We start from the raw sequence: 12,800 nt of genomic DNA, 5'->3' as shown, positions 1-12,800 counted from the left end.
AATACATCGATGGCGAAGCGAACTTGCCCTTCCGGTCGACCCTGTATGAGGCCAACAGCGATGCGGGCCGCGCGATGACGGCCGCTTTTCTTGTAATTGGCCTGACCGCTCTACAGGCGTGCCGTGAGATGAACATGTCACCATCCGAGAGCGTCGAGAATTTCGGTGAGGGCGAGTGGCACGCACTGATGAATATCGCGCCGATGCTGTCCGATGAAAGCCGAGCCAGGATCGCAGGGGCAAATCTTCGCTAAGTTCGGGGCGGTATCACAGGCAACACCAGCCGTTCGACATGTCCGGAAAAATTCGGCCAGGTACAGTCGCTCCTCAGCAGAGTTCAGTTCTTAGATCTCAAAAACGGGCGGGGAAAATGCAGACTTTGAAGAATCAGTCGACATGGGCGAGGTTCATCAACCGCCTCAAACTGGCGCTACTTCGGAGCGGGGCGAAGATTGACTGAACCCGGCCAACACCGGACATTCAGATGCAAACAGAACTGAGACAAAAGAAAATTGCGCTCATCAAGCATCTTGTAGAAGCGGGCCATGGCGAAGAGCTACGCCTGATATTGTTCGGTGCTTCAAGATTCAACCGTCCAGAATTCGACGACGATGCTGACGTCACATATCCATCGGAGTGGAAGCTCTGTGAAAGGACGCTGCACGTAGTGTCTCTGGTACAGGATCATCTTGAGTTCACGGCTAGGTTCGGAACCAGCTCTCAGACAGCCAGTGAAGGCAGGAGGCACTACTTCGCGCACACCACAGAATTCGAGATTTGGCTCAATTACGGCGCACCTGGAATATCGATCGCGCAGCTCGAGGCGGTAAAGGCCGCCCACCAATGTTAGTCAGCCTCCGGCCAAGAGCTGACCTTCGAAGCGTCTGTCCACCGAGAGAAATAATGGGCCTTTGCACGCCTTTCACGAACTGCGCCGTCTGCAATGAACCGCTTGGATCCGAGCGTAGTGTCCTTGGATTCCCAGACCTCGTCCCGATGTTCTCGGATTTCGGGGACTTCTATGACGGATGCGCCCACCAAGATTGCATTGATAGGTGGTCTAGGCGAGACGAGTTCGTCGCGTACTTCAACGGGCTGGTGGAGGCAACCAGCCTAAATCCGTCGTGGCGCCTGGTAGTGCGGCCCTCGGGGACGGTGTGCTATCAACGCGACCTGCCACAAGGGAGATAGACTGAGTTCGGCCAAGACCAGCCCTTCGTCGCGGGTTGACAATTCAAGGGAGGTGTATGGAAGTTCGACAAATCGCCCCTTCGGAACTCAAGAGCCTGCTGGCCCTGTACCAGCATCTTCACGACATTGATGATCCGTTGCCTGATACTGCCGCTGTTGAATCTATATGGCAGGAGCTAGTAGGCAACTCGCGCTATAGGTATTTCGGGGTCTACACAGCGGAGAAGCTTGTCTCCAGCTGCACTATCACTGTCGTCCCCAATCTCACTCGGGGCTGCAGGCCATATGCCGTGATCGAAAACGTCGTGACCCACGCAGACCATCGCAAACGTGGATACGGCAAGGCGGTACTTGTCGAGGCCCTATCTTTTGCCTGGTCGCAAGGCTGCTACAAGGTCATGCTGATGACCGGCAGGAAAGATGAAGCTACCTTCCAGTTTTATGAGGCAGTCGGTTTCAATCGCAACGACAAGCAGGCCTTTGCTGTGAAGGCCCCGCCACCGAACCTCGGAGCCAGATAGGACCGGACCCGGCCAGAACCAGTCACTCATCATGCCGGTCCAATTCCGAGTCATCGCTTCCGAACTAATACCACTACGCGGGGGCCGTTCGTCGCTGGCAGCGACGTTGGACTGTCCATACGTCGTGCTGGCAAACGCTGTCTCGTCATTTCCGATGCCTCGACCGCGGCCTCATCGTGAGGCGGTCCGCCTGCGTGTCGAACTGACGTTGCCAGATGGCTCAGTGACCCAGCATTTCGCATCCGTAGCAGCCGTGACGCCCATGGACGCGCCGGCCACGATTACATTTGTCGGGCTTGCGGATGCCGAGGTTCCTGTGGGTTCAAACATCGAACTGTTGGAGTTCGAGACTCAACCTCGGTAGCCAGCTTCCGGCCAGAAGCGGAAGTACGCCACGACCTCCCAGCTTTGTTTCCCAGTGCCGGCATCGGCGTCCGGCCGTTGGGTACATTCGCACGACAACCATGAGCCAGATGCACCGCTATCCGTACAACGAATTCATGCTCGAACTGCCGGACCATTGGAGGCAGTACGCGAACCCTGACCCGGCAGCAGTCGCCTTTCATTCCGAGGAACTGGGCGCGTCCCTCATCGTCAGCGTGCAGTTTCTGGTGATTGCTCAAGACAAGGCTGAGGCTGTCGCGGCGAACAATCTGGATGCTCGAATTGCCGCGCACGAAAAACAATACCCCGGTCGCGTCGAGACGCTGCGTCGAACCGTCCAAATGCACTCGGCAGGTAACTCCCTGGAGACCTCTTACGTCGCCGAGGTCCAAGGTGAGGCCATGTTCCTGTACGTCGGCCACGTCACGCCGCGAAAGATTCAGAGCGCCTTGATGGTGACCAAGCCTGACCGACAAGCAGCGAGCGCCGTCTTCAACGCGACCATGCGGGGATACTTGCCCAAGACGCCTTGACCGCCTGCAGTCGGCCAAAAGCGGTCACTTGGAAGCGGCCCACGGTTTTGACCATGAGACCAAGAACGGGCGTTGAGTCCGGTAACTAAAGGGAGAACAAACATGATTGGCTCGATGCTTCTGCTAGTTCCCAATGTCGGTCTTTCTTCACTTGTAGATCATGTTGAGAGTGAAGAGGTCCCCTACGAGGTGCACGAAGTCAATGGGCTGGACTTCGGATACTGGGAGCTCTTCGCACGGCGATTGGGCGATGTCTCAGTCTTCGGCGACATCGTGTTCTCGGACCATCCGTCGGGTAGCTTCGCGTTTCAGTGGTCAACACCGTTCCTGAAGGTTTTGCGCGAGGCCGATGAGCCAGCACTTGTCGCTGCAATCCGTGACCTCCTCTCGGATAGCTCTTGCGGTGGGATGAGTGAGGATGCTGTGATGAACGAATGTCGCGCGCTGCGGCTCCTGCTTGACCGAATCGACTTGGATCGAACGGCCTTGGTCGAGGTTGCGCCGCAACTTTGACGAGTAGGCTCAGGTTCGTATCCGGCAAGAGTCGGCCAGAACCGGACCTTCCGTCCCACCTTCCAGTAAGGCCATGCAACGACACACCCTGTATGCGTACGTAGACGGCTCTGACCTAGAAGACGTCGCCGCGCCTATCGAGGAAAGGCTTGTCGAGCTTGCCGCAGCGCCAGGCTGGGTCACTTCAAGGCCGACCGTGGTGAACCAGAAGACCGATGTGTCCGGCAGTCACCCTGACGACTTGCCCGACTGGGACCTTGGCCTCAATTTGGCACTGCCAGACACAGGTGACGAGCCTGATGGGTGGTTCGGAGACGTTGAGCGCATTGCCAGGTACTTGGCGAAGCTGCACTCGACATTCGCCCGCGAATTCGTCATTGGCATTGCCGACAACGTCACGGGTGTGACCGAGGACCTCTTCTTCGTCGAGTCCAATGCGCCGGACCTTGGCCGGCTCCGGAGCGCCATCGGTGTTCGCGGCGGCTAGCATTAGCGCCTTGCGGCCAAGAGCCGACATCCGCTTTGTGCCACACATCAACATCAGCCGCCATGGACGAACAATCGCTTGACGACGACCCGCTTTGCTTGGTATTTATTCCGGCGCTTGTTGCAGTCTTGCACCAACAGGAACGCGCCAAAGGTTCTCCGCTCACTGAGGTTGAGGTGCACGCCATTCGCGACAAATCGGTGTGCATGAGAATGCGATACAGCCATGCGCTGGCGATGGAGGAAAAACGCGGCTACAGCGACGTCAGGCCCGAGCACTGCTGGGAGGACTGGCAGCAAGTTAGAACGGAACTTTCGCAAAACGGCCAGTAGCTGAACCGCTGCATCCGGCCAATAGCAGACGCGCACGACGCCTAGCCGTGCTACCCAGAAGAAATGATCAGCAGAATCACTCAAGCCGCTTTGCTTCTCGTCCCCGCTTGTTTCCTGCCGCAGGTGGCAGCACAAGATTTCCGCAGTCTGTTCGCAGCAGAGTCGGCCTTGTCGGTAGCAATGCTGTCCCGCGGGAGCATCTGCACTGAATTGGGTCGATTTGCGAGTGCCGCCGATGAAAAGAGGTCTGCGGGTATGAGTCTGGAGGAACTTCGTTTGGGGCTCGACAAGGCGATGGCGAATCCGGAGGTTCCGGACTTCTCAAGGGAGTTGGTAGCCATGGTGGCAATGGACGTATTCAATCGCCCTCGACCGCCCGGAACGGCAGTTGGAGACGAAGTGACCTTGGCATGCAACGCTCAACTCACCGAGCAGATCAACATCAAGTCTGCTGCGCCCATGTCAGAGTCGGAGAGGGAGGCGCTGAAGGTGGTCATGAGCAAGGACTACATTCCCTTGGGCATGTCAAACGAAATCAGCAAGTAGGCCTCTACGCTCGTTGGATGAAACAACTGCAGTCGGCCAACACCGGACGTTCCCGCCCGCCCGCGAATTCGCGCCAACGCCCCTAGCATGACCATCGAAGCTGACCTCAACATCGCCGAGATTCCCTACGAGTCGGGAGCCATCAAATTCCGCTACGCGAGGGTGATGGCACCTGACAAAACCCGATGGATTCGACATGGGCTCTTCGTTGCTTACCACGAGCATGGCACGGTGGCGTCCGAAGGGCAGTACGTCGATGGCAAGGAGGACGGCCTCTGGCGCGACCTCCATCCGAACGGGCAGCCTGCCGCCGAGGGCCACTACCGCGCAGGCCAAGAAGTCAGAGTTTGGCGATTCTGGAAGCCTGACGGCACCGAAGAGCCGAGCACGGACTACGGCGAGTGACGGCCAAAACCGGACCTTCGAACCTCGTCTTGAATCGGCGTTAGGAGCAAAGGATGGGGCAAAATTCTCCGACCACAGAGGAGGAGCGATATGACCAAGGAAGAGGCACTTCTGTCCTTTGCCGACCTACTGGAAGTGGCCGATGTCTGCGCGCCGCAAAGGCACTACGAAATGCAGGCGGAACTCGTCGAACAGTGCCGCTCGATGCGGCGCGCGTTTGTCGCGAAGATGCCGGTTCGCCACCTTTTTCGATGCGAGATCTGCGGCCTTCAAACTGGCGAGGTGCTCATGCACTTCGAAGACCCAAAGCAGCAACTTCAGGTTGAGGCAAATCGTCTCATGTGGGGAACACCAGTTGGCCACTATGTGGACATACATAAGTCCGAGTTGCACCGCATGCTTGTGCACGGCGCAGACCTCTCTCTGGCGTTCCAGGCTCTCCTCCAACAAGCTACGCCCTGACCAATTGTCTTCAGGAGACTACGTCAAGGTGTCATCGCCATGCACTTACGGTATTGAGCAGCCAACGATGCCTTGAGATTCCAGGGTGGCGAAGGTCCGCATTAGAGCGTGCTGTACTTCTGCTTTGAGCTTTTTGCGCAGGCAGCCTGTCGAGCTACATTCGGCCAGAAGCGGTCGTTCGTCACGGCAGCTTAATATTCCATCATTGTGGCGCGCAACTGCTACTTTGCTAGGTACATTGCAACCAAATCCAAGCCTTCATTGCCCCCTTAAGGAGTGGACGGCGAGATGCAAGTGTCATCTTCTTCGGCTGCGATTCCAAGCCGCAGCGGTTGCCGCGTCGAAGGTCTTTTGTGAACCTGGTCACGAACAAGGTGCTTTGCATGATCCGAAGTCTTGTACTCACGGCAATCCTTGCCTTTGCACAACAAGCTTGCTTAGCCACGTCCATATATATCGACTTGGACCAAGCGATGGCGCAAGCAGACGTTGTTGCTGAGGTGGAAATCGTCGAGGGGCGACTTGCAATGGCCAGCGTTGGGCAGCGCTGCGGCGCCATTTACGAGGCTCTAGTGCGGTCGACGGTGAAGGGCCCTTCGGTGGGCAGCATGATCTCCTTCAGTCCTTTCAGTGGACGTGGAATCGGCAACCGATACGTGGTGCTACTGGTCAAGGCCGGGGCGCCCGGCGACTCAACGTATGCGTACTTCAAGGATCCCTTGATCGCCAGCAGGACTCCTGCCGGGAAAGAGGAGGAGGCACGTGCCCAATGCGAATCCGGCTACGCCCCACTGCGCGAGACAGGATGGGGACTTGGAACAATCGAAGTCAAACCGAGCCCGCACTTCGACTACAGGCCAGCAGTGAGCATAAGGACCTTGAACTATGTATCTTCCACGCACTTCCCTAGCCACTGCGACTCGAAAATGATCGGTGAAACTTGCACAGGCAACACGGAGATTTTGCTGGACGAATTTCTCAAGGGCCTTGCCATGATCTACGCAGGTACAAAGTGATGTTGCTGCTGGCGAGGATGAATCGGGAAGCGTCTAACGTCCTTCGCAGTCGGCCAGAACCACACCTTCGACGAAGGCGCACTAACAACCGCATATGACGCGCATCACAGTCAGGAAAGCTGCCGCCGCAGACGCACCCGCCGTTCTCGCGCTCTATCGCGAGTTGAGACCCCATGACCCTCCGATTGCGAATGATCGCCTCGAGTTACTTTGGAGGGAGGTCGCGGAAGGCCCGCAATCCATGGTGCTGGTGGCCGAATGCGACGAGGAGGTCGCCTCCACCTGCATGCTGGCCACGTTGGCCAACCTTGCGAGTGGCGGAAGGCCCATCGGTGTCATCGAACATGTTGTGACGGCGGCCAGATTCCGGCGCCGTGGGCTCAGCCGCAGATTGCTGGAGTTCGCGTTGATGGAGGCTTGGCAAGCTGGCTGCTGTAAGGTGATGCTCCTTTCCGGCATGCAGCGTTCAGAGGCTCACGGCTTGTACGAGTCTGTTGGATTCAAAGGGGATGTCGAACGAGGGTTTGTGGCAAAGCCCCCAACAACAGTCTTCGCATAGCAAACGCAGCAATCGGCCACGACCGGTCATTCAATACCGGCGTTGTTCGGCGCTGTTGCACCGCTAGGCAGCGCATGAAGTGGTGTCCATGCCTGTCCACTAAGTCGACGAGACCTTAGAACGGCAGATCTTCGGCATCGGCGCTCGACACAGCCTCCACTGCGTCGCCACGTGGCTGCAGTTCCGCCGCGGGCCCTGCGTCAATCAGGTCAACCGGAATCAGCTGCACCATCTCGCGCGCTTCTTCAGGGGTGCACGTCAGCCACCGATCGAAGTCGTGCTCCTCGATCGCGACCACCGAGCGCTTGTCCTGCACTTCGAGCGGCTTCTTGGTCGCCCTGTCGAACTCGGGCCTGTGCATGCGCGACATGATCGGGTGCAGGTTCGCATTGATCGTGAGCATGGTGTAGCTCTCCCACACCTTCTCCGTCTCCAGATCCTTCCAGGTGCTCCACAGGCCGGCCAGGCCCCAAGGCCGACCGTCCGCGCGGCGGAACTGCCACCATTGGTTCTTGCCCGACTCCCAGTTCGGCTCGTCGAAGCTCCAGGCCGGGATGATGCAGCGCCTGCTGAACTTCCATGCGTCCTTGAAGGCCGGCTTCTTCTCGATGCCAGCGAAGCGGGCGTTGTGCGTGGCCAGCTCCTTGCCCTTCGTCTCGCCCTTGCGCGGGGGCGCCGTCGGGACATGGCTGCTCGACCACGCTGGAATCAGCGACCACTGCCCCACCGCGATCTCGCGCTCGTACTCCGTCTTGTCGACGGCGCGGCGCATGAATGCCCCCGGGTACATCGGCCGCATGCTGCGCAGCCAGCGCTCGGCGCTGCGGGCGCCGATGTACCAGGCGGCCTCTATCTCGCGATCCTCGGGGGATATGTAACGAGTACACATGACTGACATTCTGCGTCGGGAAATCTGTTGACGGTCATAAACCCTGGGAAGATACTGTACATGCATACAGTACTTTTAGGAGCTTGAAATGCCTGAAATCACCCCGCAGCCGGACTCCGTCGCCTGGGCCTCCCTCTTCGCCTCTGAGTGGCTGCTCCTGGCCAAAGGCCATGGCGACTACGAAGACCTGTTCTCCCAAGGCCTCGCGTTGTACCGGGTCGTCGGCGGCCAGCCTGCCCAAGAGATTGCCGCCGCCCACTTCAAGAGCTGCAGCTCCGATCACGAAGACCTCGTTCGCGACCCTGCGGGAGAGTTCGAGAAGCTGGCGACGCGCGCCGAGATCATCATGAATGGCGACAAGCTGGATCCTGCCCTGCAGGAATTCGCTTTCAATGTCGTCGAACTGTGCGCGGCCACGGCCGACGGGTTCGGGCACCCGAAAAAGGGCAACGCTGGCGACCGCATCCGAGCGCTCTATGGACGCCTGCCCTTCTAGCCCTGCCCCAGTGAGCACCTGATGGAAATAGAGGTTGAGCTGGTGGAAATGGCGCGCAGGGTCGGTGAACTCGGCCCGGACGAATTGATGCGTCCCACTCTGCGTGATTTCGCCGATGAGGTCGCCGGGCGCTGCGCGCGCATCGGCGACCTGTACGGCGACTGGGACCGCAACGCCGGTGACCACATTCGCGCGGTGATGCATGAGCTGCCGGGTCTTCTACCGAAGCCACAGAGCCAAGATGAGCCGCTGGTGCCTTAGATGTTCTTAGCGGACGTGACATTCCTCATGCGCCACGGCTTGCGACTGAGATCCAGCCAGAGAGAAGCGCCGATGCGTGTGTCCGTGCAGATTCGTGAGTCCGACCGTGACAACAACAATTCAGGGCGCAATCTCACCGAAGTGATGTTGTTCGAGAATTGGGGGCTGCCCCAAGCTCGTTCAGCCGGACGGATTACGGATCCGACCTTACTGCCGTACAAGGGCAATGGCTTCTTGCTCTCCGGCATCGAGCTCGATACCGGAAACGACGGCACTGCAGAGTATCGGCAGGTCTGGCTGGTGATTCCTGTCGAGCAAGGCGGTCCATAGCGAAAGAGACAATCCTGCCATGAGCCAAGCTGAAATCTTCCCCTCCGAGTCCACCATCCTCTACACGCCGGCTTGGTACAGCAGCACCGCGCGCGAAGAGCGCGCCCTGCCGCTCGCGCCGGGCGACTACAAGGTCACGCCTGGCCACGGCGCCGAGCGCTGGACGGTCACTTCGCTGAAGGACGGCGCCACCGTCTACAGCGGCATCGGGCCGGTCGAGATCCGGCGGCCGCCGGCGGTGGGGTGATCTGGAGAAGCGATCAGCCAAGCCGCCGTAAGGCGGCTTTTTCATGGTCGACCTGAATGCAAGCTCGTCACCTGAAGCCGAAAGGACAGCCGCAGTCCGTTGAAGGAGTAGCGGCGGCGCCCGGCGAGTTCGCCTGCCGGTGTAGCTGTCAGAGATTGTTTTTCTTCAACAGCTCACGGAAGACTTCATTCCCAGCGTCGTCGAGATGGTCTGAAGGGTTCTTGCGACAGTACTCGTCGGCGATCAGGAAAATTGAGGCGTTGCTGGTTCCCTTCAGGCCATCTTTGTGAAGCGCGGAGGCTAAGCCGGAGAGATATGCCAGCATCCAGAGCTGATTTGGCCCAGCCGCTGGATTTGCGCTCTGCCTGCTGCGAGCCCAATCGCCGCAAGAGGTTGCACCACGTATCTCGATGGCCATAGTCGATGAGCAGCAAAGAATCAAAAGTGCCGCAGTAAGTTTTTTCATCCTTCTCTCTCCCCAGCCAGACTATTTGCGGCCACCGCCTCGATACTGGTCGATGAGGACGGTAGCAAAGGTATCTGCAGCTATGTAGATCTTCCAATCTGGATTGTCCCCGCAGATCTTGTCCATGACCAACTCTATCGAGGTGGGGGGCGGCACATCTAGGACCGACTTGCCTTTTGACCCAGTGGCGTTCTTGCTCGAAAGAAAGCCTTGAACCCAGGCAAGCACCAACCCTTCGATGATCGCCTCTCTTTCCTGTTGCGGCTTTTTCCTTGCGTCGAGCCAAACGTCGCAGCTAGCTGAGCCTATGCCGGCCATGGCTGTCTCCGCCTGAGCTAGACCAGCCGTCGAAAGCATCACTGCCGTGAGAATGTATCGAATGGATTGCATGAACCCATTGTCGGTGAGGCAACGGGCCTGCCTCAGCCCCTCAGCGTAGACTTGCACTTCACCATGCAAGGAGCCGGACCGTGCGGCTGCTCGTGCTGCTGGCGCGCCGTGCCGCGCCGGAGCCCGAAGTGCGCAGGCGGCTCTGAGCATGCCAACAGTAGACTGCGCCCACCATGGCTATGGCGCCGCCAGCACAGTGAGTTCCACCGCCGTTACTTCACCCACATGGCGGTCCGCCTTCGAGCCCTTCGCGCTGCTCCCCGGGAAGCAGTTCCATTTCAACTCGCGATAACAAAGGTCACGAGAACACCCAATTACCGTCGGTTGAACGCCATGGAATCAGCCTCGATTCTCCCTTCGTCGCGTATCAGCTACGCCCTCCGCGAAAGACAACTATGCGGCGGGAGCAGGACTTGGACTTATGCTCGCAAACTACCGTAGTCGGCCAGGACCAGACGTCCGCGGGGGCAACCAAAGTTTGACTGAAAGCGGTCCTCCCTCAATCGAGTCATCTATGACACACAACGAATTGCGCAAGTACCTCGTAGATCACTACCCTGAATCGACGCTTCAGTTGATCACGGACGAGCGAAAAGCGGCTCTCCTTGCTAAATATCCAGAGCTACCTAGTGACTACGTTCAGTTCCTCTGCGAGGTTGGTTTCGGTGCAATCGGAGACGCTCGATATTCGGTCTATGGAGAGCCAGTGGCCCCCTCGTTAATCTTTGATCATGTCACCGCAGTCGGTTTGCGAGATGTGGTTCTGATCGGCGATGACTTTGCCGGTGGGCAAGAGGCTTTTCAGTTCCGGAACGAGGGCACAATTTTCGGCAGCGTCGACAGCTTGAGCGGGCGCTTCGAGCCGGATGCCGATGGCACGTTCTCAAAATTCATCGAGCGCTGGTTTATTGAGTGAGCCTGGCCCGAAGCCCAACTCGAAGGCGGCGTCACACGGCATCACGATTTCCCGTGCTGCGACTACAGTCGGCCAAGAGCAGACATCCACGAGCCGTTCTCAACCGCAATAGATCCGCGATTTTCTCCACAGCGTGTTCTTGTGCCACAATGAAGTGTGAGCACTCAAAACTTCTTCGCTGGCGTTTGCCGTCACCACGGTCGCATGTTTGGCGCCGGGAGGGTTTGTGTTCGCCACAAAAAGTCATGATTCTTCTTTGACTAATGTGACCCCATCCAAGGCGCCTATGGCGCCTTTTTTACGCCTGTTTGGAGCTCAGAATGACAATGCTACGTGGAACTCGATTTATCGTTGGACAAGAAGCAGCGGCGGCTCGTGCCCTGGAGAATCGCTATCGGAGCTGGCTTCACTGAAGCCGGAGCTGAAGAGGCAATTGTTCCTGCTCTATGGTCGCAAGACACTTTCGTCAGCAAAGCCGGCGGCAGTGAAGTCATCGACCAGATGTGGACCTTCCCAGACAAGAAAGGTCGCGCCTGTTGCCTTATCCCCGAAGCAACGGCGCTGTTTCAGGAGCGCAGCAAGGAACTGCTTGGCCGGCGAAAGGAGCGCATGCTGTTCTATGTTGCGCGGTGCTACCGATACGAGCGCCCTCAGGCCGGCAGATACCGCGAGTTCGTGCAGCTCGGGTTTGAGTTCCTCTGTCCGGAGCCCGACCGTGCGGCTACGCGAAGTCGGGAGATTGGCGCTGCGTTCCTGACCTCATTGGGTCTCGAGTTCGAACTCGACTTACTCGCAAAGCGAGGGCTAAGCTACTACCTGAACGGCGAAGGATTCGAGGCTCGCTGTCCGCAGCTGGGAGCGCAGCAACAAGTCATGGGAGGTGGGGCGTATAAGGAAGGAGCTGGCTTCGGGATAGGGGCAGAGAGGCTGCTGCTCGCTCTGAAGGGCCAAGGCCTAGCAAACGGGGGCGACAGCTAAACGTCAGCTCCGAAGAGCCTAAGTCCCGTCCGCGACCTCGCGCGGCCATTGTGGCTTGGGCTACAGTCGGCCAAAAGGAGCCATCCGTTTCGATGGTTCGATTTCACAGGAGGAAAGAGATGGATGCCCCGGAGCCGAGCGCGGCATGTAGAGAGGTAATTCTGGAGTGGTCGACGCTTTCGGAGCTGGCGGACTTTGCTGAGCGACGGCTGAGTTACGGCAATAGCGATGGCGGGTTTGGTGTCATCTATCCGGAAGGCTTGGACGAATATGACATCGAGGTTGACGGCATTGATATTCCTACCGGTTCGCTTCTTATCTATGGTTGGGCGTTCGCCAGTCCTCCAGGATATGAAGTGCTCGTTGAGGAGAAGTTATACCTTGGCACTCTCCGTGATGTATTGTGGGAACGTGGGTTCACTGCTGGTGCGGAAAGAGTCGCTGCGCTGCTGAACGGGCAAAGCCAGTCCTCTAGGTAAGGCGCGAAGGAATACGGGCACTTGCTAAGCCGCCAGCCGAGTCAATGCCTCAGCGGATCGGCGCGGCAGCGTTGCAGGCACTTTGGAGCGACCGCTTTGTGTCCTATCGAATGTCGGCTTCGGTTAAGGGTTGTCCGATACCTGCCCGAGCAACGCCACGAGCCCGCGCACGACAACGGCCAGAGGGCAGGTGTTGGACAAGCCTCTAAGGAGGAAACCGCGGAATGCTCTGCTTAGGACAGGCAACGCTACGAGCCTATGGGGATTCGGAACGCGTGGCCCAAGTTGGCTGGGGCGCGGAGCCCAGGGGATGGCTCCAATGGCGTTGCCGAGGCGCAGTAAATCCAGGCCGTTGTTCGCGTCGCTCGACGCCAGGACGGTCGACGAAGGGCATCACCG

The 12,800-nt window shown here is 58.5% G+C and carries 22 protein-coding genes; 19 read left to right on the top strand and 3 right to left on the bottom strand.

Going from position 1 to position 12,800, the window contains the following annotated elements; all coding sequences use genetic code 11:
* The 12 genes from G369_RS0134925 to G369_RS0134875 form a co-directional block, all read left to right on the top strand.
* A partial coding sequence (locus G369_RS0134925; protein WP_026346880.1) for a hypothetical protein occupies window positions 1-254 on the top strand: 254 nt, incomplete at its 5' end.
* 230 nt (window positions 255-484) lie between these two features.
* On the top strand, window positions 485-850 hold the full coding sequence (locus G369_RS38970; protein WP_157773886.1) for a hypothetical protein: 366 nt from the start codon (window positions 485-487) through the stop codon (window positions 848-850).
* Between the two features lie 397 nt (window positions 851-1,247).
* Window positions 1,248-1,712: a GNAT family N-acetyltransferase gene (locus G369_RS0134920; protein ID WP_019658716.1), complete on the top strand. Its 465-nt coding sequence runs from the start codon at window positions 1,248-1,250 to the stop codon at window positions 1,710-1,712.
* Window positions 1,713-2,176: 464 nt separating this feature from the next.
* Complete coding sequence (locus G369_RS0134915) at window positions 2,177-2,629, top strand: hypothetical protein (RefSeq protein WP_019658715.1); 453 nt, start codon at window positions 2,177-2,179, stop codon at window positions 2,627-2,629.
* A 102-nt stretch (window positions 2,630-2,731) separates the two neighbouring features.
* Window positions 2,732-3,142 (top strand): hypothetical protein, encoded by a 411-nt coding sequence (locus G369_RS0134910; RefSeq protein WP_019658714.1) that lies wholly within the window; start codon window positions 2,732-2,734, stop codon window positions 3,140-3,142.
* 73 nt (window positions 3,143-3,215) lie between these two features.
* Window positions 3,216-3,629, top strand: a complete 414-nt coding sequence (locus G369_RS36905) for a hypothetical protein (protein ID WP_019658713.1) — start codon at window positions 3,216-3,218, stop codon at window positions 3,627-3,629.
* A gap of 62 nt (window positions 3,630-3,691) precedes the next feature.
* Window positions 3,692-3,961 (top strand): hypothetical protein, encoded by a 270-nt coding sequence (locus G369_RS0134900; RefSeq protein ID WP_019658712.1) that lies wholly within the window; start codon window positions 3,692-3,694, stop codon window positions 3,959-3,961.
* A gap of 63 nt (window positions 3,962-4,024) precedes the next feature.
* Window positions 4,025-4,507 (top strand): hypothetical protein, encoded by a 483-nt coding sequence (locus G369_RS38965; protein WP_157773885.1) that lies wholly within the window; start codon window positions 4,025-4,027, stop codon window positions 4,505-4,507.
* Window positions 4,508-4,594: 87 nt separating this feature from the next.
* Entirely contained in the window at window positions 4,595-4,912 is a 318-nt protein-coding gene (locus tag G369_RS0134890) for a toxin-antitoxin system YwqK family antitoxin (protein ID WP_019658710.1), read from the top strand.
* Between the two features lie 90 nt (window positions 4,913-5,002).
* Window positions 5,003-5,374 (top strand): hypothetical protein, encoded by a 372-nt coding sequence (locus G369_RS0134885; RefSeq protein WP_019658709.1) that lies wholly within the window; start codon window positions 5,003-5,005, stop codon window positions 5,372-5,374.
* A 473-nt stretch (window positions 5,375-5,847) separates the two neighbouring features.
* Window positions 5,848-6,390: a hypothetical protein gene (locus G369_RS0134880; RefSeq protein WP_157773884.1), complete on the top strand. Its 543-nt coding sequence runs from the start codon at window positions 5,848-5,850 to the stop codon at window positions 6,388-6,390.
* 94 nt (window positions 6,391-6,484) lie between these two features.
* Window positions 6,485-6,949: a GNAT family N-acetyltransferase gene (locus G369_RS0134875; RefSeq protein WP_019658707.1), complete on the top strand. Its 465-nt coding sequence runs from the start codon at window positions 6,485-6,487 to the stop codon at window positions 6,947-6,949.
* Between the two features lie 115 nt (window positions 6,950-7,064).
* Here G369_RS0134875 and G369_RS0134870 read toward each other — a convergent pair whose 3' ends face one another.
* Window positions 7,065-7,838 carry an SOS response-associated peptidase gene (locus G369_RS0134870; RefSeq protein ID WP_026346879.1) on the bottom strand — a complete coding sequence of 258 codons (774 nt, stop codon included), beginning with the start codon at window positions 7,836-7,838 and terminating at the stop codon, window positions 7,065-7,067.
* An 88-nt stretch (window positions 7,839-7,926) separates the two neighbouring features.
* On the opposite strand from G369_RS0134870, the gene G369_RS0134865 reads away from it, so the two are divergent.
* From G369_RS0134865 to G369_RS0134850, 4 genes are read left to right on the top strand one after another with little or no spacing between them, the layout of a single operon-like run.
* A complete protein-coding gene (locus G369_RS0134865) occupies window positions 7,927-8,334 on the top strand; it encodes a hypothetical protein (RefSeq protein WP_019658704.1) in 408 nt (135 codons plus the stop codon).
* Between the two features lie 21 nt (window positions 8,335-8,355).
* Window positions 8,356-8,595 carry a hypothetical protein gene (locus G369_RS0134860; RefSeq protein WP_019658703.1) on the top strand — a complete coding sequence of 80 codons (240 nt, stop codon included), beginning with the start codon at window positions 8,356-8,358 and terminating at the stop codon, window positions 8,593-8,595.
* The gene (locus G369_RS0134855; protein ID WP_020723472.1) at window positions 8,596-8,925 is read left to right on the top strand and encodes a hypothetical protein; all 330 of its coding nucleotides are present in this window, start codon (window positions 8,596-8,598) and stop codon (window positions 8,923-8,925) included.
* A 19-nt stretch (window positions 8,926-8,944) separates the two neighbouring features.
* Window positions 8,945-9,172: a hypothetical protein gene (locus G369_RS0134850; RefSeq protein WP_019658702.1), complete on the top strand. Its 228-nt coding sequence runs from the start codon at window positions 8,945-8,947 to the stop codon at window positions 9,170-9,172.
* Window positions 9,173-9,320: 148 nt separating this feature from the next.
* On the opposite strand, the gene G369_RS38960 is transcribed toward G369_RS0134850, so the two are convergent.
* Window positions 9,321-9,638: a hypothetical protein gene (locus G369_RS38960; protein WP_157773883.1), complete on the bottom strand. Its 318-nt coding sequence runs from the start codon at window positions 9,636-9,638 to the stop codon at window positions 9,321-9,323.
* Window positions 9,639-9,659: 21 nt separating this feature from the next.
* Window positions 9,660-10,028, bottom strand: a complete 369-nt coding sequence (locus G369_RS0134845) for a hypothetical protein (RefSeq protein ID WP_157773882.1) — start codon at window positions 10,026-10,028, stop codon at window positions 9,660-9,662.
* A 514-nt stretch (window positions 10,029-10,542) separates the two neighbouring features.
* Here G369_RS0134845 and G369_RS0134840 point away from each other — a divergent pair.
* From G369_RS0134840 to G369_RS36900, 3 genes are all read left to right on the top strand, one after another.
* The gene (locus tag G369_RS0134840) at window positions 10,543-10,944 is read left to right on the top strand and encodes a hypothetical protein (RefSeq protein WP_019658700.1); all 402 of its coding nucleotides are present in this window, start codon (window positions 10,543-10,545) and stop codon (window positions 10,942-10,944) included.
* A 333-nt stretch (window positions 10,945-11,277) separates the two neighbouring features.
* Window positions 11,278-11,922, top strand: coding sequence for an ATP phosphoribosyltransferase regulatory subunit (locus tag G369_RS0134835; RefSeq protein WP_019658699.1), 645 nt, complete (start codon window positions 11,278-11,280; stop codon window positions 11,920-11,922).
* Between the two features lie 119 nt (window positions 11,923-12,041).
* Window positions 12,042-12,401, top strand: a complete 360-nt coding sequence (locus G369_RS36900; RefSeq protein WP_019658698.1) for a hypothetical protein — start codon at window positions 12,042-12,044, stop codon at window positions 12,399-12,401.
* Window positions 12,402-12,800 lie beyond the last annotated feature (399 nt).

Source organism: Variovorax atrisoli 110B, assembly GCF_000382045.1.
GTDB lineage: Bacteria > Pseudomonadota > Gammaproteobacteria > Burkholderiales > Burkholderiaceae_C > Variovorax > Variovorax atrisoli.
The sequence above is the reverse complement of the archived record's forward strand: the minus strand, read 5'-3'. Positions and strand labels throughout refer to the sequence as shown.

Bases quoted from the DNA above. Each gene is read 5' to 3' on its own strand.
- G369_RS0134880 (WP_157773884.1), top strand. From the start codon at position 5,848: ATGGCGCAAGCAGACGTTGTTGCTGAGGTGGAAATCGTCGAGGGGCGA.
- G369_RS0134890 (WP_019658710.1), top strand. From the start codon at position 4,595: ATGACCATCGAAGCTGACCTCAACATCGCCGAGATTCCCTACGAGTCG.
- G369_RS0134910 (WP_019658714.1), top strand. From the start codon at position 2,732: ATGATTGGCTCGATGCTTCTGCTAGTTCCCAATGTCGGTCTTTCTTCA.
- G369_RS0134860 (WP_019658703.1), top strand. From the start codon at position 8,356: ATGGAAATAGAGGTTGAGCTGGTGGAAATGGCGCGCAGGGTCGGTGAA.
- G369_RS36905 (WP_019658713.1), top strand. From the start codon at position 3,216: ATGCAACGACACACCCTGTATGCGTACGTAGACGGCTCTGACCTAGAA.
- G369_RS0134870 (WP_026346879.1), bottom strand. From the start codon at position 7,838: ATGTGTACTCGTTACATATCCCCCGAGGATCGCGAGATAGAGGCCGCC.
- G369_RS0134920 (WP_019658716.1), top strand. From the start codon at position 1,248: ATGGAAGTTCGACAAATCGCCCCTTCGGAACTCAAGAGCCTGCTGGCC.
- G369_RS0134900 (WP_019658712.1), top strand. From the start codon at position 3,692: ATGGACGAACAATCGCTTGACGACGACCCGCTTTGCTTGGTATTTATT.
- G369_RS38965 (WP_157773885.1), top strand. From the start codon at position 4,025: ATGATCAGCAGAATCACTCAAGCCGCTTTGCTTCTCGTCCCCGCTTGT.
- G369_RS0134840 (WP_019658700.1), top strand. From the start codon at position 10,543: ATGACACACAACGAATTGCGCAAGTACCTCGTAGATCACTACCCTGAA.
- G369_RS0134915 (WP_019658715.1), top strand. From the start codon at position 2,177: ATGAGCCAGATGCACCGCTATCCGTACAACGAATTCATGCTCGAACTG.
- G369_RS0134885 (WP_019658709.1), top strand. From the start codon at position 5,003: ATGACCAAGGAAGAGGCACTTCTGTCCTTTGCCGACCTACTGGAAGTG.
- G369_RS0134845 (WP_157773882.1), bottom strand. From the start codon at position 10,028: ATGCAATCCATTCGATACATTCTCACGGCAGTGATGCTTTCGACGGCT.
- G369_RS0134865 (WP_019658704.1), top strand. From the start codon at position 7,927: ATGCCTGAAATCACCCCGCAGCCGGACTCCGTCGCCTGGGCCTCCCTC.
- G369_RS38970 (WP_157773886.1), top strand. From the start codon at position 485: ATGCAAACAGAACTGAGACAAAAGAAAATTGCGCTCATCAAGCATCTT.
- G369_RS0134875 (WP_019658707.1), top strand. From the start codon at position 6,485: ATGACGCGCATCACAGTCAGGAAAGCTGCCGCCGCAGACGCACCCGCC.
- G369_RS0134855 (WP_020723472.1), top strand. From the start codon at position 8,596: ATGTTCTTAGCGGACGTGACATTCCTCATGCGCCACGGCTTGCGACTG.
- G369_RS0134850 (WP_019658702.1), top strand. From the start codon at position 8,945: ATGAGCCAAGCTGAAATCTTCCCCTCCGAGTCCACCATCCTCTACACG.
- G369_RS38960 (WP_157773883.1), bottom strand. From the start codon at position 9,638: ATGAAAAAACTTACTGCGGCACTTTTGATTCTTTGCTGCTCATCGACT.
- G369_RS36900 (WP_019658698.1), top strand. From the start codon at position 12,042: ATGGATGCCCCGGAGCCGAGCGCGGCATGTAGAGAGGTAATTCTGGAG.